The sequence below is a fragment of the Cutibacterium sp. LaCa_89 genome, from assembly GCF_058177555.1.
On record NZ_CP190889.1, the window covers coordinates 2,114,355 to 2,140,045 of the forward strand.

Annotated in this window: 24 protein-coding genes and 1 pseudogene; 6 read left to right on the forward strand and 19 right to left on the reverse strand. The window is 63.9% G+C overall.

Annotated features, from left to right (window positions below):
- Position 1: 1 nt before the first annotated feature.
- Positions 2 to 421 (forward strand): annotated as a pseudogene (locus ACP8LP_RS09730) (hypothetical protein); the annotation flags it as partial.
- A gap of 6 nt (positions 422 to 427) precedes the next feature.
- Here ACP8LP_RS09730 and ACP8LP_RS09735 read toward each other — a convergent pair.
- Entirely contained in the window at positions 428 to 1,735 is a 1,308-nt protein-coding gene (locus ACP8LP_RS09735; RefSeq protein WP_004812041.1) for an ISL3 family transposase, read from the reverse strand.
- Positions 1,736 to 2,040: 305 nt separating this feature from the next.
- Here ACP8LP_RS09735 and ACP8LP_RS09740 point away from each other — a divergent pair, with 305 nt between their 5' ends.
- The 5 genes from ACP8LP_RS09740 to ACP8LP_RS09760 all read left to right on the forward strand — a co-directional run bounded on the left by ACP8LP_RS09740 (position 2,041) and on the right by ACP8LP_RS09760 (position 5,430).
- The gene (locus ACP8LP_RS09740) at positions 2,041 to 2,283 is read left to right on the forward strand and encodes a hypothetical protein (protein WP_004809110.1); all 243 of its coding nucleotides are present in this window, start codon (positions 2,041 to 2,043) and stop codon (positions 2,281 to 2,283) included.
- Positions 2,283 to 3,125 carry an ABC transporter ATP-binding protein gene (locus ACP8LP_RS09745; RefSeq protein ID WP_016666142.1) on the forward strand — a complete coding sequence of 281 codons (843 nt, stop codon included), beginning with the start codon at positions 2,283 to 2,285 and terminating at the stop codon, positions 3,123 to 3,125. The genes ACP8LP_RS09740 and ACP8LP_RS09745 overlap by 1 nt, the downstream gene beginning before the upstream one ends.
- A 97-nt stretch (positions 3,126 to 3,222) precedes the next feature.
- Positions 3,223 to 4,617: an ABC transporter permease gene (locus ACP8LP_RS09750; RefSeq protein WP_171023515.1), complete on the forward strand. Its 1,395-nt coding sequence runs from the start codon at positions 3,223 to 3,225 to the stop codon at positions 4,615 to 4,617.
- On the forward strand, positions 4,614 to 4,919 hold the full coding sequence (locus tag ACP8LP_RS09755; RefSeq protein WP_004809113.1) for a hypothetical protein: 306 nt from the start codon (positions 4,614 to 4,616) through the stop codon (positions 4,917 to 4,919). The genes ACP8LP_RS09750 and ACP8LP_RS09755 overlap by 4 nt, the downstream gene beginning before the upstream one ends.
- A gap of 19 nt (positions 4,920 to 4,938) precedes the next feature.
- Positions 4,939 to 5,430: a hypothetical protein gene (locus ACP8LP_RS09760; RefSeq protein WP_004809114.1), complete on the forward strand. Its 492-nt coding sequence runs from the start codon at positions 4,939 to 4,941 to the stop codon at positions 5,428 to 5,430.
- Between the two features lie 20 nt (positions 5,431 to 5,450).
- Here ACP8LP_RS09760 and ACP8LP_RS09765 read toward each other — a convergent pair whose 3' ends face one another.
- From ACP8LP_RS09765 to ACP8LP_RS09850, 18 genes are all read right to left on the reverse strand, one after another.
- Positions 5,451 to 6,323: an HpcH/HpaI aldolase/citrate lyase family protein gene (locus tag ACP8LP_RS09765; RefSeq protein WP_004809115.1), complete on the reverse strand. Its 873-nt coding sequence runs from the start codon at positions 6,321 to 6,323 to the stop codon at positions 5,451 to 5,453.
- Positions 6,324 to 6,420: 97 nt separating this feature from the next.
- On the reverse strand, positions 6,421 to 7,203 hold the full coding sequence (cobF, locus tag ACP8LP_RS09770) for a precorrin-6A synthase (deacetylating) (RefSeq protein WP_004809116.1): 783 nt from the start codon (positions 7,201 to 7,203) through the stop codon (positions 6,421 to 6,423).
- A gap of 41 nt (positions 7,204 to 7,244) precedes the next feature.
- Positions 7,245 to 8,219 (reverse strand): polyprenyl synthetase family protein, encoded by a 975-nt coding sequence (locus ACP8LP_RS09775; protein WP_202725844.1) that lies wholly within the window; start codon positions 8,217 to 8,219, stop codon positions 7,245 to 7,247.
- Positions 8,220 to 8,409: 190 nt separating this feature from the next.
- Positions 8,410 to 10,026 (reverse strand): NADH-quinone oxidoreductase subunit NuoN, encoded by a 1,617-nt coding sequence (gene nuoN / locus ACP8LP_RS09780; RefSeq protein WP_334353287.1) that lies wholly within the window; start codon positions 10,024 to 10,026, stop codon positions 8,410 to 8,412.
- Positions 10,023 to 11,516 (reverse strand): NADH-quinone oxidoreductase subunit M, encoded by a 1,494-nt coding sequence (locus ACP8LP_RS09785; RefSeq protein ID WP_334353288.1) that lies wholly within the window; start codon positions 11,514 to 11,516, stop codon positions 10,023 to 10,025. The genes nuoN and ACP8LP_RS09785 overlap by 4 nt, the downstream gene beginning before the upstream one ends.
- 17 nt (positions 11,517 to 11,533) lie before the next feature.
- Complete coding sequence (gene nuoL / locus ACP8LP_RS09790) at positions 11,534 to 13,420, reverse strand: NADH-quinone oxidoreductase subunit L (protein ID WP_138237658.1); 1,887 nt, start codon at positions 13,418 to 13,420, stop codon at positions 11,534 to 11,536.
- Positions 13,421 to 13,430: 10 nt separating this feature from the next.
- Positions 13,431 to 13,730 (reverse strand): NADH-quinone oxidoreductase subunit NuoK, encoded by a 300-nt coding sequence (nuoK, locus tag ACP8LP_RS09795; protein ID WP_003866464.1) that lies wholly within the window; start codon positions 13,728 to 13,730, stop codon positions 13,431 to 13,433.
- Positions 13,727 to 14,587 carry an NADH-quinone oxidoreductase subunit J gene (locus ACP8LP_RS09800; RefSeq protein ID WP_063279680.1) on the reverse strand — a complete coding sequence of 287 codons (861 nt, stop codon included), beginning with the start codon at positions 14,585 to 14,587 and terminating at the stop codon, positions 13,727 to 13,729. Before ACP8LP_RS09800 ends, nuoK begins: the two co-directional genes overlap by 4 nt.
- Complete coding sequence (nuoI, locus tag ACP8LP_RS09805; RefSeq protein ID WP_484483126.1) at positions 14,584 to 15,159, reverse strand: NADH-quinone oxidoreductase subunit NuoI; 576 nt, start codon at positions 15,157 to 15,159, stop codon at positions 14,584 to 14,586. Before nuoI ends, ACP8LP_RS09800 begins: the two co-directional genes overlap by 4 nt.
- Positions 15,159 to 16,481, reverse strand: a complete 1,323-nt coding sequence (gene nuoH, locus ACP8LP_RS09810; protein ID WP_484483127.1) for an NADH-quinone oxidoreductase subunit NuoH — start codon at positions 16,479 to 16,481, stop codon at positions 15,159 to 15,161. Before nuoH ends, nuoI begins: the two co-directional genes overlap by 1 nt.
- Positions 16,478 to 18,916 (reverse strand): NADH-quinone oxidoreductase subunit G, encoded by a 2,439-nt coding sequence (locus tag ACP8LP_RS09815; protein WP_334353289.1) that lies wholly within the window; start codon positions 18,914 to 18,916, stop codon positions 16,478 to 16,480. The genes nuoH and ACP8LP_RS09815 overlap by 4 nt, the downstream gene beginning before the upstream one ends.
- On the reverse strand, positions 18,913 to 20,247 hold the full coding sequence (gene nuoF / locus ACP8LP_RS09820; protein ID WP_063279684.1) for an NADH-quinone oxidoreductase subunit NuoF: 1,335 nt from the start codon (positions 20,245 to 20,247) through the stop codon (positions 18,913 to 18,915). Before nuoF ends, ACP8LP_RS09815 begins: the two co-directional genes overlap by 4 nt.
- The gene (gene nuoE / locus ACP8LP_RS09825) at positions 20,244 to 21,029 is read right to left on the reverse strand and encodes an NADH-quinone oxidoreductase subunit NuoE (RefSeq protein WP_063279685.1); all 786 of its coding nucleotides are present in this window, start codon (positions 21,027 to 21,029) and stop codon (positions 20,244 to 20,246) included. The genes nuoF and nuoE overlap by 4 nt, the downstream gene beginning before the upstream one ends.
- Positions 21,026 to 22,327 carry an NADH-quinone oxidoreductase subunit D gene (locus tag ACP8LP_RS09830; RefSeq protein WP_016666149.1) on the reverse strand — a complete coding sequence of 434 codons (1,302 nt, stop codon included), beginning with the start codon at positions 22,325 to 22,327 and terminating at the stop codon, positions 21,026 to 21,028. Before ACP8LP_RS09830 ends, nuoE begins: the two co-directional genes overlap by 4 nt.
- A complete protein-coding gene (locus ACP8LP_RS09835) occupies positions 22,327 to 23,157 on the reverse strand; it encodes an NADH-quinone oxidoreductase subunit C (RefSeq protein ID WP_065673486.1) in 831 nt (276 codons plus the stop codon). Before ACP8LP_RS09835 ends, ACP8LP_RS09830 begins: the two co-directional genes overlap by 1 nt.
- A complete protein-coding gene (locus ACP8LP_RS09840) occupies positions 23,154 to 23,711 on the reverse strand; it encodes a NuoB/complex I 20 kDa subunit family protein (protein ID WP_004809129.1) in 558 nt (185 codons plus the stop codon). Before ACP8LP_RS09840 ends, ACP8LP_RS09835 begins: the two co-directional genes overlap by 4 nt.
- 90 nt (positions 23,712 to 23,801) lie before the next feature.
- Positions 23,802 to 24,161 (reverse strand): NADH-quinone oxidoreductase subunit A, encoded by a 360-nt coding sequence (locus tag ACP8LP_RS09845; RefSeq protein ID WP_334353290.1) that lies wholly within the window; start codon positions 24,159 to 24,161, stop codon positions 23,802 to 23,804.
- A 120-nt stretch (positions 24,162 to 24,281) separates the two neighbouring features.
- Positions 24,282 to 25,559: a geranylgeranyl reductase family protein gene (locus tag ACP8LP_RS09850; RefSeq protein WP_334353314.1), complete on the reverse strand. Its 1,278-nt coding sequence runs from the start codon at positions 25,557 to 25,559 to the stop codon at positions 24,282 to 24,284.
- Between the last annotated feature and the right edge of the window lie 132 nt (positions 25,560 to 25,691).

Here is a 25,691-nt window from a genome sequence, read left to right on the forward strand (position 1 = left end):
CGTCATGCCAGCAACCGCCACCTATGCGACCCTGGAACTATCCCACCGGTGCTGTGACCTCGCGCTCGCCCGAACCCCGTTTCGTCGCGCCCGTCAACCAATCCTTGCAGTGGTGTTCTTCCTCATCGTCCTCGCATTGTGGCAGTCGATGCCCACCATGCTAGCTGCCATCACCTCCTCCCCAGAACCGTTCACCGTCTGGCCCCTCGTCTTCCACGACATCAATCTGTATTACGGCGCTCCAGCAACCACAGGTTGTTTCCTCGCTCTGATCGTGGTGAGTCTCCTGCCGGTCATGGTCTTGCCGACATCACCGTTAGACATACGGCACCGCTTCGTTATGCTTCCCGTCGTCGGCCTCAATGCGTCCTTCTTCAATACGGCGCCCCAGTTCAGGGCTCTCTTCCGCAGCCGGTACACCGGCTCTTCAGGATCCAGGGTGTAGTCGGGGTCTGAATCCTCCGGTCTCCAGGAGGGATCTGGTGATGTAGTGGGTGAGGTTCCGGAAGCCCAGGGCGATGCCGCGGAGGTGTTCGAGTCTGCCGTTGATGGCCTCACTAGGGCCGTTCGAGGTCCCCGGGTGGTCGAAGTAGGTCAGGATGTCGGCGGCCCGTTTCTTCAAGGTGTGGCCCAGGGTGGCCACTTCGGGCAGTGCGGCGGGGACTTTGGTGGCGATCGCGTCGATCAGATGAGCCATGATCGCCCGACCCTCGGCACGGTTTTCGGCGCGGTAGGCGGCCACGACCTCCTGGTAGACGGCCCAGGTCACCTGGACCGGGGCGTGGGCGTCATCGGCGAGCACAGCGTCGAGGCGGGCGGCCTGCCGGTCGGTGAGCAGGTCCCGGCCCGTGTGCAGGGTCAGCCTGACCCCGAACAGGGGGTCGCCCCTGCGGCCCCGATGGCCCGTGGTGTCCTGCTGGACGCGTTGGCGGGTGACATCGAGCTGGTCGCCGGCGAGCTGGACGACGTGGAAGGGGTCCATCACCTCGACCGCGGCTGGCAGTTCCTCGGCGGCTGCGGTCTTGAAGCCGGTGAACCCGTCCATGGCCACCACCTCGATGCGGTCGCGCCAGGCCTGGTCGCGGCCGGCCAGCCAGGTTTTGAAGACCTTCTTGGAGCGGCCCGCCACCATGTCGAGCAGCCGGGAGGCCCCGGTGCCGTCGCGTAGCGGTGTCAGGTCGATGATCACGGTGACGTACTTGTCGCCGTCTCTGGTGTGGCGCCACACGTGCTCGTCGACCCCGATGACCTCCACGCCGTCGAAGCGGTGCGGGTCGTCGATGAGCCGACGGGTGCCCTCGGCCAGCACCGCATCATTGGCGGTGGTCCAGTCCACGCCCAGGGATGCGGCGATCCTCGAGACCGGCAGATGATCGAGTACCAGGCCCTCCAGTGCCCAGGCCAGCCCACCCCGCGACAGTTTCGCCCTCGCCTGGGCGGCAGCACTGGTGTCCTGGCGCCATACCCGCCCGCAGCCGGTGCACCGGTACCGGCGCACCCGCACAGCCAGGATCGTGGGCCGGTGCCCGAAAGGAGTATGGGCCAGGCGCCTGACCACCGTGTCACGAGGGATCCCCTGGCATCCGCACCGGTGGCACCACTCGTCGGTCTCGACGACCCGGCAGGCCAGGACCGCCTCCTCGGCACTGATCAGCTGACCGGTGACCTCCAGACCGAGTTCATCGAGACGGGCAAATGTGGTCAGGTCAGGAGCGCCGAAGGTAGCGTGGTTCATGGAGGACCTTGCGATTCACGAGGACAGATCTAGACACTCCGATCCTCGCGCAGGGTCCTCCCTCCACGCACCCCAGCCCCACAGGGCAACTACAGCAGACTCTCACACAGTCCAGCCACAACTACACCCTCAATCCTGAAGAGCCCTGAAAATGATCTAACAGGATTGTTTAAATGTGGCGAAGTTAACAGAAATACGCCAAAAAGGCACTCAACCTGTGACCCAGGTACGAGTTAACCTGTGATTAGCTGCGGCCGCGGCGAGAATCAAGAGACGTTTTCGACATCAGAAAAGAGAGTCACGTCATGCTCGAATCACAATCCCTTGCCTTACAGTCAACCTCAGAGATCCTGAAGAACAAGTTCGATTCCGCTCTCATCCGTCACGATGCCTGGTGGCTGGTGTTCATCGCTGTGATCATCGGTCTGGGAGCAACGATTCTCGCCGGTATGGCTGTCTGGTGCGTCGTCAACCAGCACGGCAAGTTCACCGGCCACTGGAAGTGGGTGAAGTCCGGCGTCTCCGTGTCCATGGAGTGTGTACGCTGATGCGTCCATCCCATGATGTTGGCCGGCTCTCCTCCTCGCGAGGGGGGCCGGCCCCCACGGGGGCATCGTTGGCCGAGGAACAATCCTCTTCCCACGGGCCCGCCATCGAGATTGAGAACCTAGATTTTCAATACTCCGATCGCCCGGTTCTCAACAACGTCAATATCTCAGTACCCCAAGGGGCCTGCCTCGCGGTGATCGGCCCGAATGGATCTGGAAAGTCCACGCTGTGCAAGATTCTGCAGGGGATCCTCACTCCCCCGAAGACAGCGACAACCCGAATCCTCGGCCACCCCTGCGGTTCCCAAGAAGCGTGCCGGGCAATCTCTTACTGCGCCGACAACGATCACTTACCGCAGTTCCTCACCGGGGCGGAGTTCATCTCGTACTGTCTGTCCCTGCGATCTCCAGCCCCCCTCAAGAACCGAGACCTACGTGAGGCGACCGCTGATATTTTCGAACGTCTGGGGATGGCTGGCCGTCACAACGACCTCATGGAGAGTTACTCCCACGGCATGCTCAAGAAGGCCCAGATCGCGGCGGCTCTTTTGGCGCACTCACCTGTGATCATCAGTGACGAGTCGCTCAACGGTATTGACATCGAGGCCCAGATGACGATCGAGGATGCCCTCCTCGACCACATCCGGCAAGGTGGCACCCAGATCATCTGCAGCCACGATTTCGCCATGTTGGACCGCTGCGCTACCCATGTCGCCATGCTTGACTACGGAAACCTCGTCGAGTTCTCCACCGTCGACCAATTGCGCGCCCGACATGCCACCATCCGCGATCTCATCGTCGGGTACATGGGGCTGGAAGGCGACGGCGATGGTCGCGACTGACACCGCCAGGGTGGCCCAGGCGGACGAGGCTTCAACGGATCGACCCACCGTCGCACCGGCGCCTCGATCCGGGCTCCGCACGGATCTGTCGCGGACCATGACCCTCGTGCACCTCATGGGGGCCTACCTGGTCCGTGTCGTCGTGGGAAAAGGCATCCTGAAGTCACGTGCTGCCCGTCTCGGCGCCTTAGCCTGCATCGTGCTCTTCCTTCTCACCGCGACCATCCTCTCGGTAGTCCTCACCCATGGGGTGAGAGGTGAGGCCACTACCCGAGACCTCGTCCTGACTGTCAATTCTCTGTCCTCGGTACTGTGGACCGCAATCGGCTTCCTTATCGTCAAGGTGCTTATGGCTGATGCCGGCACCATGATGGCGATCACCCACCACCTTCCGATCACAAACCGGGAACGACAGCGCGCTGTGGGGGTCCTCGACGGAGTCACCACCCTGCTCATTGTCATCATCGGAATGTTCGCCACCAGCATCTCGACCCTGGTGAACTTCGGAATTGGAGCTGTGCCGGGGTTCATCACCTGCATCGTGATGCCGGCAATCGCCACGTACACGGTCCTGGAAATGTCACACCGCGCCTGCGACCTGGCTCTCACCCACACCCCGCTGCGCCCCGCCCGCCAACCGATCCTCGCAGTGTTCCTCTTCCTCGTCGTCTTCGCAGTGTGGCGGGCAATGCCCTCCCTGCTCGCTGACATCACCTCGTCACCAGAACCATTCACCGTCTGGACCCTCGTCTTCCGCGACATCGGCCTGCGCCACGGCTCTCTAGCTGTGATCAGTTGTCTCGTCGTTTTGCTCGTCTTGAGTCTCATGCCAGTTACGGTCTTGCCGACGTCACCGCTGGAGGTGCGGCATCGTTTCGTGATGCTTCCCCTAAGTGGCCTCACCAACCACATGGGCAACGCTGCGCCTCAGTTTCGGGCTCTGTTTCGTAGCCGGTACAGCCTGCAAGCTACCGTGCTCTCGGTGGGATTCGTCGTACTCCTGGCGACCCGTGTCGCCGGTCCTTCAGCAGTGTGGGGGGTGGAACCCATGACGATCGGTGGATTCTTCCAGTACGCCACCCTCGCTCCAACTTTCCTCACCCTCGAGCCCCGGCTACCGGCACCTCGCTTCTACCTGCGAATGGTGGCAGCTCAAGCTGCTTTCATCTGTCCGCTACTTGTAGCCGCAGTATTGATCGACGTGTTCACTGGTCAACCGTCTCCCTCCACAGCTATCGCCGTCGCAGGCGTGTGCGGCTCAGCATTGGTCGCTACAGGGGTCGGGATCCTCGTCCCGGCTCGCGACGACAATCCCCTGTCGATCTTGCTCGGTTGCGCGATCGTGTTGACCATTGGAATGGTGCTCGTTGTCTTCAGCGGCATCCTTCATCTCCCCACCGCGGTTTCCATCGGCCTGGGACTCGTGTGCGCCGTTCTCCTCGTCATCCACAGCATCCTCACCATCTCCGATCACCGAAAGGCAGCCCGATGAAGAATCCCAAGGTCTACCTGACAAGCCTCCTCATCACCATCGTCGTGACGCTGGCGCTGGCTGTCGGGACAATCCTCGTCCTCATGTTTTCGGTACATGAAGAATCGGCTTATCGGACCGGGCTATTCGGGTCGGTCTATTTCAAATCCGCCCCCAACGCTCAAGGCAATGTGGACGCGACGATGGGTGTGGCGTCCTTGCCGCGGCTGGGCATCATCGCAGCCGTGATCTTCGCGTTCACCCTCCTGGTTTCATTCATCTATGTCCGGCTCAAGGCCTATCGTGAGTCGCTCATCCAATGAGGTGGCGCACCCCCGAGACGTGAGCCTGTGGCCGTTGGCTAGGCACCTCGTTCTCACCGGATCCGCCCCTGGCGCTGTCCTCGGCTTCGGTTGGATATTCTGCGCAGTCAATGGAGCCAACGGATCACTCTTCGCGAAGCTCCTGGCGATTCTCGTCGTCGGTGTCCTCGGCTCATTCTTCGTTCACGAGTCCGGCCATTTACTGTCGCTGCGCGCGACGAGTCCCGACGCTGTGGCATGCTGGGAAATCACGCTACTGCGGATCTCCTTACTCGTTCGCAACACGTCAAGTCCCCTGGCTGTATCGCTCAACGCTGCTGCCGGCTCCTTGGGATCGGCTGTTGCGGGATGCGCCATCCTGTTAGCCCAGCGCCTGTTCCCTTCCTCGCTCGCCGGCACAGTGCAGCTCATCGGGTGGTTGTATCTTGCCCACATCCTATTTCTCATACCGCCGTCCACCGACGGTCGAACCGTTCTGTTCGGGTTGAGAAAGCATCGCGAGTTGGGCTGACCTGCCACCAGGTCTGGGGCTCACTCCTGGCCGCGTGCTGCAATCGCCTCGGCCATCGCGAGGGCGCGACGAGCGGTTTCGACGTGAAGGTTCTCGATCATTCGTCCCTGATAGGTGACGACCCCGGACCCGTTACCGTTCTCCCAGGCGTCGATGATGCCTCGCGCCTCCTCGACCTGCTCAGCGTCAGGTGCGAAGACCTCATTGGCCGGAGCCACCTGGCCAGGATGGATAAGCGTCTTGCCATCAAAACCCATGACCCGGGCCTCACGACACTGGGCAGTGAACCCCTCGAGGTCACGAACATCGTTGTAGACCCCATCGAGGATGACAACACCTGCCGCACAAGCAGCCAGAATGCACATCTGAAGAGCCGTCGACACCGGAGCCCGGCCAGGGACGTGAGAGGCACGCAACTCCTTGGTCAGATCATTGGTGCCCATGATAAGTACGGCAAGACGATCAGAGGCCCCGGCAATCTCGCAACAGTCGAGCACAGCCCGCGGAGTCTCAATCATGGCCCACAGCTTCATGCCCTCACCAGCACCGGCAGCCTCCATATCAGCGACGATGGTGCGAACTTGCTCACCCGAGCCAACCTTGGGGACAGCAATGGCGTCAGGACCGGCTGCAACAGCAGCCTCAATGTCATCGCGGTACCACTCAGTGTCCATCCCGTTGACGCGGATCGCGACCTCCCGGTGGCCGTAGGGATGTTCCCTGACAACCTCGGCGGCACGCTCCCGGGCCTCGACCTTGAGGTCGGGGGCCACGGCGTCCTCCAGATCGATGATGATGCCGTCGCAGTCAATGCCGCGGGCCTTCTCCAAGGCCCTGGCGTTGGCGCCGGGCATGAACAGAACGGATCGACGGGGACGCAGTGCACTATCCATGTGCCCCATCCTGCCGCACACACCACGGATGTGGCGCGTCGGGGAGGCAGGTTCAGATCGGAATAAGTCCCATGTCGACCGGGCCGGGGAACGCCCCTCAGCGACGACGCAACAGGTAGGTGTCGAAGACCCACCCCAGACGCTTCTCGGCGTCGGCGCGAGTCGCGAGGATCTCGTCTCGGACCTCGGCCAGGTCACCACTGATGAGGATCTCGTCAGGGGTACCGATGTATGCCGCCCAGTAGATGTCGATACCGGTCGGGTCGATGAAGCTGAAGGTCTGGCGACCGTCCAGCATGACGACGACGTCGTCAACCCCCTCGGGCATCCCGTCGGCCAGCAGGCGGGCAGGGGAGATCTGCAGCGGGCGCCCCTGACGGTTAAGCGGGATCTGATGACGCGAGGCCAGGGACAGGGAGCTGGAGATCCCGGGAATGACGTGGAGTTCGACGGGTACTCCCCCGTCGGCGTCAACCGCTGCGATGAGCTTCTTGACGATGGCCAGGGTCGACTCGAACAGGCCCGGGTCTCCCCACACCAGGAATCCACCCCGCTGACCGTCAGCAAGGTTGTCGGCGACGGCGTGGGTCCACTGGTCGAGTCGCTGGCGACGCCACAGGGCGACAGCTTCCTTGTAATTCTCGGCGGTCTTCCAAGGGCGCGGCGGGTCCTGCAGCTCGACGATCCGCAGGCCGTCGGTGTCGGCCTGCGGACGGTGACGGCGCAATACCTGACGTCGGAACTCGACGAGGTCGTCGACATCATGTTCCTTGAGGACGACGAAGAGGACGTCGAGGTGCTGGATGGCGTCAACGGCGGCCAGGGTCAACCAGTCCGGGTTGCCGGGGCCGATGCCGATGAGGTCGAGATGACGGGACACGATGCCTCCTGGGATTGGCGGTTTCGGACGTGGCCTCTGTGTCAGGACGAACGGGACACGACCTCGTCGCAGAGGGCCATGAGGGCCTGCTTGGCATCCCCGTCAGGAAGCGGGGCCAGGTGGGTACGAGCGCGATCGGCGCGACGCTGGATCTCGGCACGAGCCTCCTCGACGACGTGGTTGGCGCGCAGCTTCTCGAGCACGTCGGCCAGCACCGCGTCGTCGGACAGGTCGGCGTCGAGCATCTTCTTGAGCTCGTCGTCGGACGGATCACCAGAGGAACGCAACATGAGGGTCGGCAGGGTCGGAACCTTCTCGCGCAGATCAGTGCCCGGCGTCTTACCGGTCGCCGTCGAGGTGATGTCGATGAGGTCGTCAGCGAGCTGGAAGACCTCGCCGATGTCCTCGCCGAACCGTTCCAGGGCGGCGACGATCTCCGGTGAGGCATGGGAGACCATGCCACCGAATACCGCGGACGCAGCGATGAGGGAGCCGGTCTTGTCGGCCACGACCTGGAGATAGTGGGCCAGCGGGTCCTCGTCCTCGGAGGGTCCACGGGTCTCGGCGATCTGACCCTGCACCAGGCGGGAGAAGGTCCGGGCCTGCAGGCGGACGAAGTCGACGCCCAGTTCGGCCACTGCCAGGGAGGCGCGGGAGAAGAGGTAGTCGCCGACCATGATGGCCACGGAGTTGCCCCAGCGCAGGTTGGCAGAGGGGGCACCGCGGCGCTTGGAGGCCTCGTCCATGACGTCGTCGTGGTAGAGGGAGGCGACGTGGGTCAGCTCCATGACGACGGCAGCACGAACCAGATCCGCATCGTCGACCTCGTCACCGAACTGGGAGCACAGCACCACCAGCAGTGGACGGAATCGCTTGCCGCCGGCGGAAATGATGTGGTTGGCCGCCTCGGTGACGAAAGGCGTGTCGGCGCCGGCCTGGCGACCCAGCTCATCCTCGATGAGGGCAAGTTTGGCGGTCACCAGATCGGTGAACTCGCTGCTGGCGCTGTACGACACAGTTCTCCTCTTCCAACCGGGCGTGTGCTCGGTGCTCGTCCGGCCGTCGTCTCTCCGTGACACGACCGTGTTCCACATTACTGGTTAGACGGGCCTCGCGTCTTGCCGGGATGCGGTTGGGATGGCCCACAGGTGTGACCAGGCCGGAGTCGCAACCCTTCTGAACAGCGACCCCGGCCTCATGAACAACTCAGCGCAGGAAGGTACTCGCCTGGTTGAACAGGTCAATGATCGGCTGCGGGGCAACACCCATGACGATGGTGAAGACCGCGCAAATGATCAGCGTGATCCACCCGGCGATGGACGGCTCTGCGACCTCGACGGGATCGTTCTCATCCTTCGGGTTGCGGAAGAAGACCACGGCGATGATGCGCAGGTAGAAGGCCGCCGCTACGAGGGAGAAGAGCACTCCGAGGAGCACCAGCCAGGCATATCCGCCACGCCATCCGGCCAGGAAGACCACCAGCTTGCCAGTGAAGCCGGCCGTCAGTGGGATGCCGGCGAAGCTCAGCACGAAGATGACGACGAGAACACCGAACCACGGGTGTTTGCGACCGAGACCAGCCCACGAGTCGATCTCCGTCGACTCACCACCGGCACGCCGCACCATGAGGATGAGGAGCCAGAAACCGATCGAGGACAGACCGTAGGCCGTCATGTAGACCAGCACCGAGGAGACCGAACCGGTATGACCCGGGGTCATACCAGTCTGGATCGTCCAGGCACCGACGACGCCCACCAGCACGAAGCCAGCGTGAGCGATCGCGGAGTAGGCCAGCAGACGCTTCATGTCAGTCTGGGCCAGACCGACGACCGCGCCGACAGCCATGGACGCCACGGCGACCACCGCGAGAATGATCTGCCAGTCCCATCTCATGGCGCCCAGACCGACGTAGAGCACACGCATCAGACCGACAAGGGCGACGAGCTTGGTGGCCACCGCCATCCAGCCGCTGACCGGGGTCGGGGCCCCGGTGTAGACGTCAGGAGTCCAGGAGGCAAACGGAACAGCGCCCACCTTGAACAGCAGTCCGACGGCGACCAGCACCATGCCGGCGATGATGAGCCTTGACGAGCCCACCTGGGTGACGCCGACCGCGGCGATGGCGCCCAGCTTGAAGCTGCCTGCGCAGCCGTACAGCAGGACGATGCCGTAGAGGAACAGGGCCGAGGACAGTGCGCCCAGCAGGAAGTACTTCAGTGCGGCTTCCTGGGACAGGAGCCGACGACGACGAGACATCCCCGACAGCAGGTACAGCGGCAGGGAGAAGATCTCCAGGGCGACGAACATCATGATGAGGTCGTCGGAGGCGGCGAAGCACATCATGCCCAGCACCGCGAACATCAGCAGCGGGTAGACCTCGGTGTGCTCGCGATGCTCCTGCTCGGCCTTGGCCTCCAGCGGAGATCCGGGCACCGACGAGGCGCTCGCCACGAAGGCCGTCTGGGTACCACCCACTCGCTCGGCGAAGAGCACCACGGCACCGAGGCTCGTGACGAGCAGGACCATCCAGGTAGCCAGGGTCGGACCGTCGAGGGCCAGGGTTCCCTGACCGGCGACGATCCGGGTGCCCTTGGCGATCGTGGTCAGCGTCGAGGCGATGGCCACGGCGAGGGCGGCTACCGTCAGGATGATCTGGGTCGGACGGCGACCGGAGCGAGGCACGAAGGCCTCCACCAACACTGCCAGGCAGGCGCCAGCCATCAGGGCGAAGATCGGCACCAGCGGTCCATACTCGATGTGCGGGGTCGCGACGTCAAGGGGCGCGAGACACCCGAGCGCGGGAATCAACAGGACGGGATTCACTTGAGGCCCTCCTTGACGACGGGTGCCGGATCGGTGGCGTGAACCTGGGTCATGGTCGCGGCGGCTGCCGGTTCAATGGCGTGCAACATCGGCCGTGGGAAGAAGCCGAACACCAGCAGCAGGATGATGAGCGGCGCGAGCACCAGCTTCTCCCGACCATTGAGGTCGCTGACCTTCTCGGCAACTCCCTGCACGGGACCGGTCATGGTGCGTCGGTAGGTCACCAGGACGTAGACGGCAGCCAGCACCATGCCGATGGTGGAGACGGCGACGTAGATCGGGTGACGCGCCCAGGCTCCTGCCAGGGCCATGAACTCGCTGACGAAGTTCCCGGTGCCCGGCAGTGACAGGGTGGCCAGCCCGGCGAAGAGGAAGGTTCCCGCGAGCACCGGGGCGACCTTCTGGACGCCACCGTAGGCGTCGACCTTCGCCGTCCTGCCGCGACGTACCAGGAATCCGAGCACCAGGAACAGTGCCGCGGTGGAGAAGCCGTGGTTGAACATGTAGAAGATCGAGCCGGTGATCGAGGTTGTCGTCAGGGCGAAGATGCCGATGACCATGAAGCCGAAGTGGCTCACCGAGGTGTAGGAGACGAACCTCATGAGGTCGCTCGAGGTGGCGGCCATCATGGCACCCCACAGCACCGAGATGATCGCCAGGGTGAGCACGAACGGGGTGGCCCAGTCGGAGGCGGCCGGGAACAGGCCCAAGCACAGCCTCAGCATTCCGAAGGTGCCGATCTTGTCGAGCAGACCGACGAGCAGGGCAGACGTTCCGGCGGTCGCCTGTTCGGCGGTGTCAGGCAGCCAGGTGTGCACCGGAACCATCGGGGCCTTGATCGCGAAGGCGATGAAGAAGCCGACGAACAGCTCCTTTCCGATGGCCCCGGAGAAGTTCACCTTGGCCAGGTCGCTCAGCAGGAAGGAACCGCCGTGGACACCGACGCCGATGACGGCGAACAGCATCACCAGGCCACCGGCCAGGGAGTACAGCAGGAACTTCATGGCGGCACGGCCTCGTCGCGGACCTCCCCATCCGGCGATGAGGAAGTACATCGGGATGAGGGTGGCCTCGAACATGAGGTAGAACAGCAGGACGTCGGTGGCGGCGAAACAGTAGATCGCCAGCCCCTCGAGCATGAGGGCCAGGCCGAAGAAAGCTCCGGTTGACCAACGCGCCTTACCTTCGTCGCCCACGTGCCACTCGGCGAGCAGCACCACCGGGACGAGGATGACGACCAGCAGGATCATCGTCAGAGACAGCCCGTCGCCACCCAGGGCGTACCAGGCGCCGATGGCGCGAATCCAGCGGTGGGTCTCCGACAGATCAGTGCCGTTGACCCCGCGGATGAAGGCGTAGACACCCAGCACCAGAGTGACCAGGGAAAACACCATGCCGGTGGTTCGGGCCGCGGCTCCGCGCATCATCATGGTGATGATGCCGCCGACGATCGGCAGCAGGGCGATCACGGTGAGGATCGGGAAAGACATGTCAGCTCCTCCTGCGCTCAGGCCATCCGGCCCAGGACGACGACGAGTCCGACGACCAGCACGCCGACGACCATCATGAGGCCGTAGCTACGTACATAACCGTTCTGGACCTTGCGGACGATCTGGGAGCAGGCCGTGGTCACCGAGCCTGCGCCGTTGACCAGACCGTCAACGACCGCACGGTCGAAGCCCTCGACCCCACCGGCCAGCCAGCGCCCCGGCTTCACGACGACGACGTCGTTGACATCGTCGCCGTAGAGATCGTGACGACCAGCGATGAGCAGCGGATCGTGGGTCGCGGGTTCCTCGCTCGGCACGTCGTGACGGTTGAGCAGCCAACCGGCCAAGATGCCGAGGATCACCACGACGAGGGTGATGATGCCGATCATGCCCATGTGCCACATGCCGACGTGCTCGACCTCAGCACCGGTGGCCGGGGCCAGCCAGTCGCCGATCCAGTTGTTCATCAAGGCACCTGCGAAGATCGACAGGATGGCCAACACGATGAGCGGGATCGTCATGACGGCCGGGGACTCGTGCGGGTGGACGTCCTCACGCCACCGCTTGGATCCCAGGAAGGTCAGCACCATGAGGCGAGTCATGTAGTAGGCGGTGATGCCGGCACCGATGAGGGCCAGCACACCGAAGACCGCGCCCTTGTCGAAGGCGGCCTCGATGATGTGGTCCTTGGAGAAGTAGCCCGAGGTGCCGGGGATGCCGATGATGGCAAGGTAACCGCAGGCGAAGGTCCAGAAGGTGACGGGCATGACCTTCGACAGTGCACCGAAGTGGTACATGTCGGTGTCGTCGCCCGTACCGTGCATCACCGAGCCGGCTCCCAGAAACATGTTGGCCTTGAAGAAGCCGTGGGTGATGAGGTGGAAGATCGCCAGGGCGGCACCGGCCGGGCCGAGGCCCGCGGCCAGCATCATGTAGCCGATCTGGCTCATCGTCGATCCGGCGAGGACCTTCTTGACGTCCTTCTTGGACGAACCGATCCAGGCACCGAACAGCAGGGTGACGGTACCGACGATCGCGACGGCCAGGGAGGCCGCGCCCGTCTCAGCGTAGATGGCATGGGACCGCACGACAAGGTAGACGCCGGCAGTGACCATCGTCGCGGCGTGGATGAGGGCCGAGACCGGGGTCGGCCCCTCCATGGCGTCGAGCAGCCAGGCCTGCAGCGGGACCTGGGCCGACTTGCCGCAGGCGGCCAGCAGCAGCATGAAGCCGAGCAGGGTGGCCCAGGTTGACGTCAGCCCGGAGGCCTTGTCCGAGACGTCGGCGAAACGCACGCTGCCGAACTGGGCGAGCATGGTAAAGATCGCCATCGTCAGACCGAGGTCGCCGATGCGATTCATGATGAAGGCCTTGTTACCTGCGCGAGCGGCGGCCGGACGACCGAACCAGAAGCCGATGAGCAGGTAGGAGGCCAGACCGACGCCCTCCCAGCCGACGAACAGGATGAGGTAGTTGTCGGCCAGCACCAGCGTCAGCATCGCGGCGATGAAGAGGTTGAGGTAGGCGAAGAAACGACGTCGATCGGTGTCGTGGGCCATGTATCCGATCGCGTAGATGTGGATCAGGGAGCCCACGAAGGTGATGAGAAGGACGAACAGGATAGAGAGCTGATCGACCAGTAGGCCAACCCTCAGATCCCACGATCCGACGTCGATGAACTGGTAGACCCCCACCTCGACAGCACGGGACGCGGCATCGCGGCCCAGCAGGTCGATGAAGAGGACCAACCCGATGACGAAGGAGACGATCGGGGCCACGGTGGCCAACAGATGTCCCCAGGCATCGCTGCGGCGTCCGAGCACCAGCAGCAGTGCGGAGACGACCAGCGGCACCGCGATCATGAGCCAGGCCACGTTGAACAGGCCGGTTTCCAGGACAGTCACGGTACCTCCCTCAGAACTTCAGCAGGTTGGTGTCGTCCACCGAAGTGGTGCGACGGGAACGGAAAATGGTGACGATGATCGCCAGACCGACGACCACCTCGGCAGCCGCCACGATCATCACGAAGAACGCCCCGACCTGTCCGTCGAGGGAACCGTGGACGTGGGAGAAGGTCACCAGTGCGAGGTTCGCGGCGTTGAGCATCAGCTCCACCGACATGAAGGCCACCAGGGCATTACGCCTCGTCAGGAAGCCCAGGATGCCGATGGCGAAGAGAATCGCCGAGAGCACCAGGTAGTCATTCGGGTTCATTCGAGTTCTCCTTGCGCCTCGTGGCGGGCGGCACTGATCGAGGCGAAGGCCCGATGGGTCGGAGCCTTCAACTCGCCGGCGTCGATGATGGCGCCGCGGGTGGCCAACGTTCCCGAGATCGAATCCTGGGCGACCGTGCCGTCAGGCAGCAGGGCCGGAGCACCGATCTGGTTGGTGCGGGCGTACACACCGGAGTTCGGACGAACGCCGGGGTGAGCACCGTGCTCGGCGTAGGCCGCCATACGGTCGGTGACCCGCTCACGCTGGGACTTCTTCTTGTCGGCCTCGCCGTGGGCCAGCACCATGGTGCCGACGGCAGCGGTGATGAGCAGGGCCGAGGTGGCCTCGAAGACGATCACATACTTGGTGAACACCAGCTCTGCGATGGACTTGACGTTGTCACCGCCGGCGGCATTGGCCTCTCGCAGACCGATCGACTGATCGGTGCCGATCACGCCGGTCGTCACAGCGTTGCCGACGGCCAGGATGAGCAGCACCAGGAAGGCCAGCGCGGCGATGATGGCCGCCACCTTGTGTCCCTTGAGGGTCTCCTTGAGGGAATCGGTGGAGTCGACGCCGACGAGCATGACGACGAAGAGAAAGAGCATCAGGATGGCACCGGTGTAGACGATGATCTGCACCACGAAGAGGAATGGCGCCTCCTGACTGGCGTACTGAACGGCCAGACAGATCATGACGACGGCCAAGGACAGGGCCGAGTGAACGGGCTTCTTGGCGAAGACCATGACCAGGGCTGCGAGCACCATGATCGGGGCCAACAACCAGAATGCCCACTGGGAAGCCGTCACCATCGGGACGAGTCCACTCGAGGGAGCGGCGAGCAGGGAAACAGTCATCGGGCTGCCCCCTCGTCGTTGCGCTGGGCCTGATGGGCGCCGGTGGGCGGGCCGGTCCGCACGTCGTCCTGCCCAGAGGGAGGAAGACCGTTGAAGTAGTCATCTTCGCCATCACCGAGACGGCGCGGGTGTGGTGGCTGCTCCATGCCCTCCTTGAGGGGAGCCAGCAACTCGTCCTTTGTCCAAATGTGCTTGGCACGCGAGGTGTCGGCCATCTTGAAATCGTTCGTCATCGTCAGGGCACGAGTTGGGCATGCCTCGATGCACATTCCGCACAAAATGCAGCGCAGATAGTTGATCTCGTAAACGCGACCGTAACGCTCACCAGGCGAGTAACGCTCCTCGTCAGTGTTATCTTCCCCCTCGACGTAGATGGCGTCAGCCGGACACGCCCATGCACACAGCTCACAACCCACACACTTTTCCAACCCGTCAGGCCAGCGGTTGAGCTGGTGACGGCCATGCATGCGCGGTGGCATCGGCTTTTCCTTGCCCTTCTCCGGGTATCCCTGGGTGAAGGACTTGCGGAACATCGTCTCGAAGGTGATCCCGAATCCGGACCAGGCTCCCATCACAGACCTCCGTTCTCGTCGTGGTCTCGTCGAGCCACCGTGGTGGCCGTTGCAGCCCCGGCCAATGGGGCCTGCACCTGATGTGGCAATGGCGGTACCGGATAACCACCGGCGAAAGCGTCGAAGGGTTCGTCAGGAGCCTCATCGGCCGTGGAATCGGTCTTACCACCCATGAACGCCCACACGATGAGAGCGACGAGGATGACGCCGACGACCACCAAAAAGACCGGGTTTCGACCCCATCCTTGATTGATGACGGTGCGCCAGGCAGCGACCAGCAGGACCCACCCCAGCGACACCGGGATGAGGACCTTCCAACCCAGATCCATGAAGTGGTCATAACGGAACCTCGGGATCGCGGCACGCACCCACACGAAGAAGAAGATGACGAGCTGGGTCTTGAGGAAGAACCACAACAGACCCCACCAGCCCGAATCGATGACGCCGAAGTAATTCAGCGGCCACGGAGCGCGGTAGCCGCCCAAGAACAACGTGGTACAGACGGCCGACAGGGTAGCCATGTTGATGTACTCCGCCAGGAAGTACATGCCGTAGGGGAATCCGGAGTACTCGGTGATGTAACCACTGACGAGTTCCGACTCGCATTCTGGCAGGTCGAAGGGCAGACGATTGGACTCACCGAACATCGTGATGACGTAGATGATGAAGCTCGGGATGAGCAGGAGCCAGTAGTGCCCGGCGATGTGGGTGTCGAATCCGCCGATGACCAGGTGGCTGGCCTGGGACTCGACGATCCCGGAGGTCGACATGGACCCCGAGAAGATGAACACCGTCACCAGGGACAGGCCCATGGCGACCTCGTAGGAGATCATCTGGGCACTGGAGCGCAACGAACCGAGCAAGGAATAGGTACCTGCCGACGACCACCCGGCCAGCACCACACCGTAGATGCCGATGGACGCCACCGCGAGGATGAAGAGCACGGCGACCGGCACGTCGGTGATCTGCAGCCTGGTGGTGTGACCAAACATCGACACCTCACCACCGAGCGGGATGACGGACCAGGACGCAAAGCAGGCAATGCCTGCGATCACCGGCGCCAGATTGAAGATGATCTTGTCGGCACCCTTCGGGGTGAGCATCTCCTTGAAGATGAGCTTCAAACCGTCACCAACGGCCTGGAACACACCACCAGCCCACGCCGAGTTCATGATCGGGCCGATGCGGTTCTGCATCTTGGCCAGCACCCGGCGCTCGAACCACACGTTGAAGATGGTCCAGGCCAGCAGGATCACGAAGAGGATGACGACCTTGACGATGATGAGCCACACCGGGTCGATGGTGGCCTCGAGGGGACTCATGCCACACCTGCCTCTCGGGAAGTTTCGGATTCAACGGCACTCAGCGAGACGAAGGTTCCAGGAGCGTCGGGGACGGTGGTGCGGCTCTGCGGGGAGGTCGAGCCGCCACGCAGCGACGGGATCCACACCGCCTCGGCCGACATCGTCGCGTCGATCTTGACCGGAAGCCGCAGGCTGATGGGACCAGAGACGTCAATGAGCTGTCCATCGGCCACACCAAGCTGATCTGCCGTCAGCGGGCTGACGACGGCGACGGGAGCCGGTGCGGTCGCCACCAAGGCATCGGCACCCGTGAGGCTCGCCGATCCATCCAGCAGCTGACGCCATGTCTCCAGCACGCGACCGACGGATCCCGACTCGGCCATGGGGGCCTGCGGCACGACCGGGGAGGTCGACTCCATCTTCGGGTGCCCGCCCTGCCACTGACCGAGATCTCGCCAGGCCTTGTGGGCCTGGGCGACGGTGGCGAGTCCGGAGACCGATCCCAGCTGCGAGCTCAGGGCGTCGAGGACGCGGATCTCGTTCATCGGGGTGGCAGCCTGCTTGTTGACCACGCGCACCCGACCGGGGCGATGCTCCCAGTCGAGGAAGGTTCCCGAGGTTTCCTCCAGCAGGCAGACCGGCAGGACCACGTCGGCCCTCTCGGCCACCTCGGAGAACCGCTGCTCCAGGGAGACCACGAAACCACAGTTCTCGACGGCCTCGCGGGCTCCTGCCGGATCGGGCATGTCCGCCAGCTCCACCCCCGAGACGACGAGGGCCGAGAGCTTGCCGGCGCGGGCAGCGGCCAGCATGCCGGCGGTGTCGAGGCCGGGCTTGGTCGGCAGGTTGTCGACTCCCCACGCGGCAGCGATGTCCACGCGAGCCTCAGCGTCGTCAACGAGACGTCCGCCCGGAAGCAGTTGCGGCAGCAGACCGGCCTCGATCGCGCCGATCTCACCGGCACGACGAGGCACCCAGGCGACCCGGACTCTCGAGTCGAGGGAGGCGATGGCAGAGAGGGTTCCGGGCCGGGTGGCGGCCCTCTCCCCCACCAGCACGATGGTTCCCTCGCCGATCGTGCCGTCGGAGACCAGCTGCTCCACGGCCTGGGGCTCCTGACCGGGCAAGCAACGGGCCAACTCGGCCCCCATCTTCGCCGAGCCATTGGACAAGTGGGTTCCGACTGCGGTGATGGCGACCTTCTTACGGCGCCACGCCTTGCGCAGTCGCAAGAAGATCATCGGGCACTCGTCCTCAGGCTCAAGATTCACCAGGACGACCCGCGACGCCTTCTCGAGGTCGGCGTAGGTCACCGACTCCGCGAGGTTGCGTCCGGCGACCGTGGCGGCCAGGAAGGAGGCCTCCTCGGCGGAGTGCGGACGAGAACGGAAGTCGACGTTGTTGGTACCGAGCACGACACGCGCGAACCGCGACCAAGACAGGCAGGTCTCCACCGGGAGACGTCCACCGGTGAGGACGCCGACGCTGGTGCCGGCCTTCTCGAGTCCGGCAGCTGCCGTCTGCAGGGCCTCGGCCCAGGACACCTTCTCGAGGATTCCGTTGTGTCGAACCAGCGGGGTCATCACCCGGTCGTCGCCACGGCCATAGCGGAAGGCGAAGCGGCCCTTGTCACAGTTCCACTCCTCGTTGACCTCGGGCAGGTTGCCGGCATTGCGACGCTTGACCTCGTAGTGACGGTGGTCGGTGCGCAGCTGACAACCGGCGGCGCAGTGCTCACAGGTCGTCACCGTCGAGACGAGGTCGAAGGGGCGGGAACGGAAGCGGTACTCGGCGCTGGTGAGGGCTCCCACCGGGCAGATCTGGATGACGTTGCCCGAGAAGTAGGAGTTGAAGTCGTCGCCCTCGTAGGCCCCGATCTGGGAAACAGCCCCGCGCTCCTGCAGGTTGATGAAGGGATCTCCTGCGATCTGGTCGGCGAACCGGGTGCAGCGCTGGCACAGCACGCACCGCTCGCGGTCCAGCAGCACCTGGGCCGAGATGTTGATCGGCTTGGGGTAGGTGCGCTTGATTCCGCCATAACGGGACTCACCACGTCCGTTGGCCATGGCCTGGTTCTGCAGCGGGCACTCGCCGCCCTTGTCACAGATGGGGCAGTCCAGCGGGTGATTGATGAGAAGGAACTCCAGCATCCCCTCCTGGGCCTTGCGGGCCATCTCGGAGCTGACCTGGGTCTTGACGATCATTCCCTCGGCCACCGGCATGGTGCACGACGGCTGCGGCTTGGGGAAACCACGACCATTTCCGGCGTCGGGAATCTCGACGAGGCACTCGCGGCAGGCACCCGCAGGGTCGAGCAGCGGATGGTCGCAGAACCTGGGGATGGCGGTGCCGATGGACTCGGCTGCGCGGATAATGAGAGTTCCTTTGGGGACGCTCACCTGCTGGCCGTCGATGGTGCAGGTGACGAGTTCGACGGGCTTGTTCTCGCTCATGCTCCGGCCCCCTCCAGGACTCGGCGATCGGCGTCGGTGAAGATCGAGCTGCGCTCGTAGGGCAGGTACTGCCAGGCGGGGATGCCGCGGCAACCGGCCTCGAACTCTTCGCGGAAGTGGCCGATGGCTCCTCGCAGACAGCCCACGGCACCGTCGGCCAGAGCGCAGAAGGAACGACCGCCGATGTTGTCGGCGATGTCCATCAGCTTGTCGACGTCACCCTCCTGACCCTCCCCGGCCTCGATGCGACGCAGCATCTGGACGACCCACCAGGTTCCCTCACGGCACGGGGTGCACTTGCCGCAGGACTCGTGCTTGTAGAACTCCAGCCATCGCAGCGTGACACGAACCACCGAGGTCGTCTCGTCGAAACACTGCAGGGCCTTGGTGCCCAGCATCGACTTAGCCCCCATCATTCCCTCGTAGTCGAGCGGGGTGTCGAGATCGTCGGGGGTGAGGAGCGGGGTCGAGGAACCACCGGGGGTGAAGAACTTCAGCTCGTGGCCCTCGCGCATGCCACCGGAGATCTCGAGCAGCTGACGCAGGGTGATCCCCATGGGGGCCTCGTACTGGCCGGGATGGGCCAGGTGTCCCGACAGGGAGTAAATGGTGAAACCGTCGGACTTCTCGGTGCCCATCGACTTGAACCATTCCTTGCCGTTGCGCAGGACCGACGGCACCGTCGAGATCGACTCGACGTTGTTGATGACCGTCGGGCTGGCGTACAGACCGGCGACAGCGGGGAATGGCGGACGCAGACGGGGCTGACCACGGCGTCCCTCCAAGGAGTCCAGCAGGGCCGTCTCCTCGCCACAGATGTAGGCTCCGGCACCGGCATGGACGACGACGTCGAGGTCATAACCGGAACCAAGGATGTTCTTGCCGATGTATCCGGCCGAGTAGGCCTCGCGCACCGCCTGCTGAACGCGTCGGATGACGTGCAGCACCTCGCCACGGATGTAGATGAAGGCCACCTTCGCCTTGATGGCGTAGGCGGCGATGATGACTCCCTCGACAAGGGTGTGCGGGGAGGCCATCATGAGCGGCATGTCCTTGCAGGTGCCCGGCTCGGACTCATCACCGTTGACGACCAGGTAGGTCGGGTTCGGATTGTCCTTGGGCACGAAGGACCACTTCATGCCGGTGGGGAATCCAGCGCCACCACGGCCACGCAAGTTGGCGTCCTTGACCAGCGAGACGACCTCGTCGGGCTGCATCGTCAACGCCTTGCGAAGTCCGGTGTAGCCGCCCTGACGCTCATAGTTGAGCAGCTTCCAGCTGCGCTCGTCGTCCCAGTTGGCCGACAGGACCGGGGTCAGTGGATCGGTCACTTCTTCTCCTCCTCCACGGGCTCAGCAGGAACGGGCAGGTCGTTCGGGTCCGGAGCCTTCCAGCCGTTCTGCTTGGCCAGTCGCACACCCCGCAGGGACGCTTCACCAGCACTGGGGCCCTCATCAGCCCGACCGTCGGGGAAGCCGGCGAGCACTCGCTCGGCCTCACGCCAACTGGTGATCCTCGCACCGCGGGTGGAGTGAACCTCCTCGTCGCGGGCCAGCGCGTCGAGGATCTCCTCGGCGCGGATCGGGGTCATGTTGTCCATGTACTCCCAGTTGACCATCATGATCGGGGCGAAGTCGCAGGCGGCGTTGCATTCCACACGCTCGAGGGAGAACTTGCCGTCAGGGGTCGTCTCCCCCTCCTTGATGCCGAGCTTCTTCTCGACCCGGGCGAGCACCTCCTCGCCGCCCATGACGGCGCACAGCGCTGTGGTACAGACACCGATGTGGTGCTGTCCGGCCGGATGCTTCTTGTACATGGTGTAGAAAGTCGCCACCCCGGAGACCTGGGCGGTGGTGATGCCCAGTACCTCAGCTGCGGTCTCGATGCCGACCGGGGAGACACGTCCATCCACCGACTGCACCAGGTGCAGGATCGGCAACAGGGCCGAACGGGGATCGGGGTACCGCGAGGCAATCTGGCGCATGTCCTCGATGGTGTGCTCATCGATGTTGGTGGAACGGTCGGACTGGTCGACTCCGCCGGTCCCCGAGAAGTCGGAGTGGAAGGACTCGACGTAGGGGTATCCCAGGTTGACGGGTTCGCGATCGCTCATCGGTCGACTCCTCCCATGACGGGGTCCAGGGATGCCAGGGACGGCACCACGTCGGAAAGCATCCCGCCCTCACACATGGCGGGCAGGGACTGCACGTTGATGAATCCGGGGTCGCGCAGGTGGGAGCGGTACGGCCGCACCCCGCCGTCCGAAACGAGATGGCAGCCAAGCTCACCGCCAGCACCCTCGATGGCCTGGTAAACCTGACCGGCAGGCACCCGAAATCCCTCGGTGACGATCTTGAAGTGGTGAATGAGGGCCTCCATCGACTCGCCCATGATGTGGCGAATGTGCTCGTTGGAGTTGCCCTGACCGTCGGGGCCCAGGGCCAGCTCTGCCGGCCACGCGATGTGCGGGTCCTCCACCATGTGACGGTCGCCCTGGGTGTCCTCGAGACGCTTGAGGCACTGCTTGAGGATGCGCACCGACTGGTCCATCTCCTCGAGACGAATACGGAAACGACCGTAGCAGTCGCAGGTGTCCCACGTGGCGACGTCGAAGTCGTAGGTGTCGTAGTCACAGTAGGGCTGGGTCTTGCGCAGATCCCACGGCAGGCCGGTGGCTCGCAGGGCCGGCCCCGTCACGCCGAGGGCCATGCAGGTGGACAGGTCGGCGTAACCGATGTCCGTGGTACGAGCCTTGAAGATCGGGTTCTCGTTGCAGAACAGACCGATCTCGGGGAGGTACTTCTCCATGCGCTTGATGAGGTCACGCAGCTGGTCCAGCCCGGTCTCCGGCAGGTCACTGGCGACGCCACCAGGACGAATCCAGGCGTTGTTCATGCGCAGACCGGTGACGGCCTGGTTGAACTCCAGGATGATCTCGCGCTCCCTCAGGCCGACCTCGGCCACCGAGGAGGCGCCAAGCTCCAGGCCGCCGGTACCCACCGCGATGAGGTGGGAGGAGATGCGGTTGAGCTCGGTGATCATGACGCGGAGGACCTTGGCCCGCTCCGGGATGTCGTCGGTGACACCCAGCAGCTTCTCGACAGCCAGGCAGTACGCCAGCTCATTGAAGAAGTTCGCGACGTAGTTGCATCGCGTCATGAAGGCCACACCCTGGGTCCAGGTGCGGAACTCCATGTTCTTCTCGATACCGGTGTGGAGGAATCCGATACCGACGCGAAGGTCGGTCACCGACTCACCATCGAGCTCGATGATGAGTCTCATGACGCCGTGGGTGGACGGGTGGGACGGTCCGAAGTTCACGACGACGGTCTCGTCGCCCCTCTCGGCAGCCTCGTCGACGATCTGGGCCCAGTCGCCGCCCTGGGACAAGTACTCGTGGTTCTCGCTCATCAGTTGTAGCTCCTGCGCTGGTCCGGCGGTGGCACGACAGCACCCTTGTACTCGATCGGGATGCCGCCGAGCGGGTAGTCCTTGCGCTGCGGGTGACCGACCCAGTCGTCGGGCATGAGGATGCGGGTGAGGGCCGGGTGGCCGTCGAAGATGACTCCGAACATGTCCCAGGCCTCACGTTCCTGGAAGTCCACGTGCGGGTAGACCGACACGATGCTGGGAACGTGGGGCAGGGAGTCGACGTCGCTGTGACCGGTTCGTGCCACGTCCTCCTGGCCGGGATCAGCCAGTGCGACCTCGAGGCGGATGCGACGGTTGTGGGTCATCGACAGCAGGTCGTAGACGACGTGCATCTCACGACCCTCCATGTGCGGATAGTGCACACAGGTCAGACAGGAACAGCTCTCGAAGCGCAGGGCCGCGTCGTCACGCAGCACCTTGGCGAGCTCCAGCAACTTCTCGGGACGGACGAAGAAGGTGATCTCGCCGCGATCGACGAGGGTCAGGCCGTCCGAGAAGTCCGGGACCAGTTCCTCCATCCGATCAGCGACCTCGTCGAACCAGCCACCGTAGGGACGCTCGGAACTACCGGGCATCTCGACGGTGCGGACGATACCGCCATAACCGGAGGTATCACCCGGCCCGGAGGTTGCCCCCCACATGCCCTTACGGGTGTCGATGCGACGATCCTCCTGGGTCCACTGAGTGCCCTTGGCCGGGGTATGGGCCTGGTCAGGATTGCTGGCATCGAGGAAGTTGCGGCCGTCGGGAATACGGTCCCCGGAGTCCGAGCCGCCAGCGGCACCGCGCGGAGTCGGCTTATCACTCATCGCATGAGCCCCTTCTGCTCGAGGGTAGTCGGGGCCTCGAGGGCCCGCTTCTCCTTGGTCGCCTCGACCTCGGACATGTGACCCATCAGCGGCCAGTGCTGGATCTGCTCACGGATCTTGAACACGGCATCAATGAGCATGTCCGGGCTGGGCGGGCAGCCTGGCAGGTAGACGTCAACCGGGACGATGTGGTCACAGCCCTGAACGACGGCGTAGTTGTTGAAGATGCCACCAGAGGAGGCGCAGGCACCCATCGAGATGACCCACTTGGGCTCGGGCATCTGGTCGTAGAGCTGACGAACCACCGGAGCCATCTTCTGGCTCACGCGACCCGAGACGATCATGAGATCAGCCTGACGGGGAGAGGCACGAAACACCTCGTGGCCCCAGCGGGCGGCGTCGGCACGCGGGCCGCCATAGGAGATCATCTCGATGGCGCAGCAGGCCAGGCCCATCGTCAGGGGCCAGAAGGAGGTCTTGCGCAGCCATCCGACGATGGCCTCCATCGAGGTCATCACGATTCCAGCTGGGACATCGGCGTCGTACTCAGCCATCTCGTGCGTCCTTCCTTTCAGACGTTGACTGACGCGGCAGCGGGTCGCTCGAACGTTGATTGGGCGCGGCCCGCGAGCCGCGACGGGAGATCAGGTCCAGTCCAGGCCGCCACGGCGGCGAATGTAGAGGTAAGGGATGAACACCATCGCGACGAACAGCACCATCTCGACCAGGGCAAAGACGCCGAGATGGTTGAAATCGACGGCCCACGGGTAGAGGAACATGATGTCGATGTCGAAGACGATGTAGAGCATTGCAACGACGAAGAACTTGACAGGGAACTTTCCGCCACCGGCTGGTTGTGGCGTCGGCTCGATGCCACACTCGTAGATTTCATGCTTGGCGCGGTTGGGTCGTTTCACCGCGAGAAGGACGTTGACTGTAATCGTCGCGAGCACGAAGACCGCGCCCAGGACGATCATTCCCACTAGGGGGGCGTATCCGTTCATCTCACCACCTTTGGTCAGCACCGTTGGTCTAGACCTTACGACGCGCGTTGAACGCTCGGGTACTTTGGGTAACCTAAGTTCAGATAATGCGCCATCGGACGGCATCAGCGACCATTGAGCTCATACTGACGGGGCAATCCTCGTCAGAGCGTTGATAATACGGTCGTCAAGGTCTCCGCCCTTGGAATCCGTGAGATTTGCCAACAATTTGTTGACGAACTGCATGAGTCGACGACGCGGAAGGCCGTAGGCCGTGCAGATCTTCATCACCCGTGGATCACCAATGAGTCGGACGAAGATCGTCCCGAGTCGGTAGTAACCACCGAAGCGCTCCCGCAAGGCGGGAGGGTACCCCCGTAGAGCCTTCTCGGCAGCCACCGTTCCGTGGCCGCGGTAGTGGGCCTCAGCAATGGCGTCAGCCGCCATTTCACCAGCCTCCATGGCGTAGTCGATGCCCTCCCCGTTGAAGGGGTTGACCATGCCTCCGGCGTCGCCCACCAGCAACAGACCATTGAGATAGTGCGGCTGGCGGTTGAAGGCCATTGGCAACGCGGCACCGCGGATCGGCCCCTCACGGTGCTCCTCGTCGAGGGTCCACTCGGCGGGCATGTGGGACAGCCAGCGCTTCATGAGGGAGCGGTAATCGGTGTGGCCGAAGGCGTCAGAAGAATTGAGCATTCCCAGACCGATGTTGACTGTTCCGTCACCCTCGGGGAATGCCCAGCCATATCCAGGCAGGAGGTCTGACTTGTGCGGAGCGCCGTCCCACAGCTCCAGCCAGCTCTCCAGATTGCGCGCCTCGGACAGCGGGGAGCGGTAGTAGGCGCGTACCGCCACACCCATCGGGCGGTCATCGCGCTTGTGAAGTCCCATGGCCAGGCCGAGGCGGGAGGAATTGCCGTCAGCTGCGACGACGACGGGTGCCGAGTACACCCTGCCGTCGGCAGTCCGGACGCCGCGGATACGGCCATTGGGGGCAAGAATCGGCTCGGTGACGTTGGCTCCTTCGACGAGGGTGACCCCCTGGGACTCGGCGTGGCGGGCCAGCCGCTCGTCGAGGACGGTGCGACGGCAGACCATGCCGAAGTTCGGGTAATCGGCGAGTTCGGGCCAGGGAAGGACGAAGGGGGCGACGCGTCCACCATGGATCCTCAGCCCCTCGGTGTGCTTCCAGCCGGCCTCCTCGGAGACATCGATCCCCAACCGGATGAGCTGCTTGACGGCACGAGGGGTGAGGCCGTCACCGCAAACCTTGTCGCGTGGGAAGGTCGCCTTCTCCAACAGGGTGACGTGCAGCCCCCTACGAGCAAGGTGCGCAGCTGTGGCCGAGCCACCAGGCCCAGCACCGACGACGACGACGTCGGACTCGATCTGGCTCGTCACGTGGGCCCCTCCTATGAAAACCATGGATATCGTGCCGGGATCCCGGCGATGTGCACCGGCGAGTCTAGACGGTGTGACTCGTGGGAAACTCCGGCCGGGGCCCGAATCCCACACCCTTCTCCATGCCGCAAACAGTAAACACCCCCG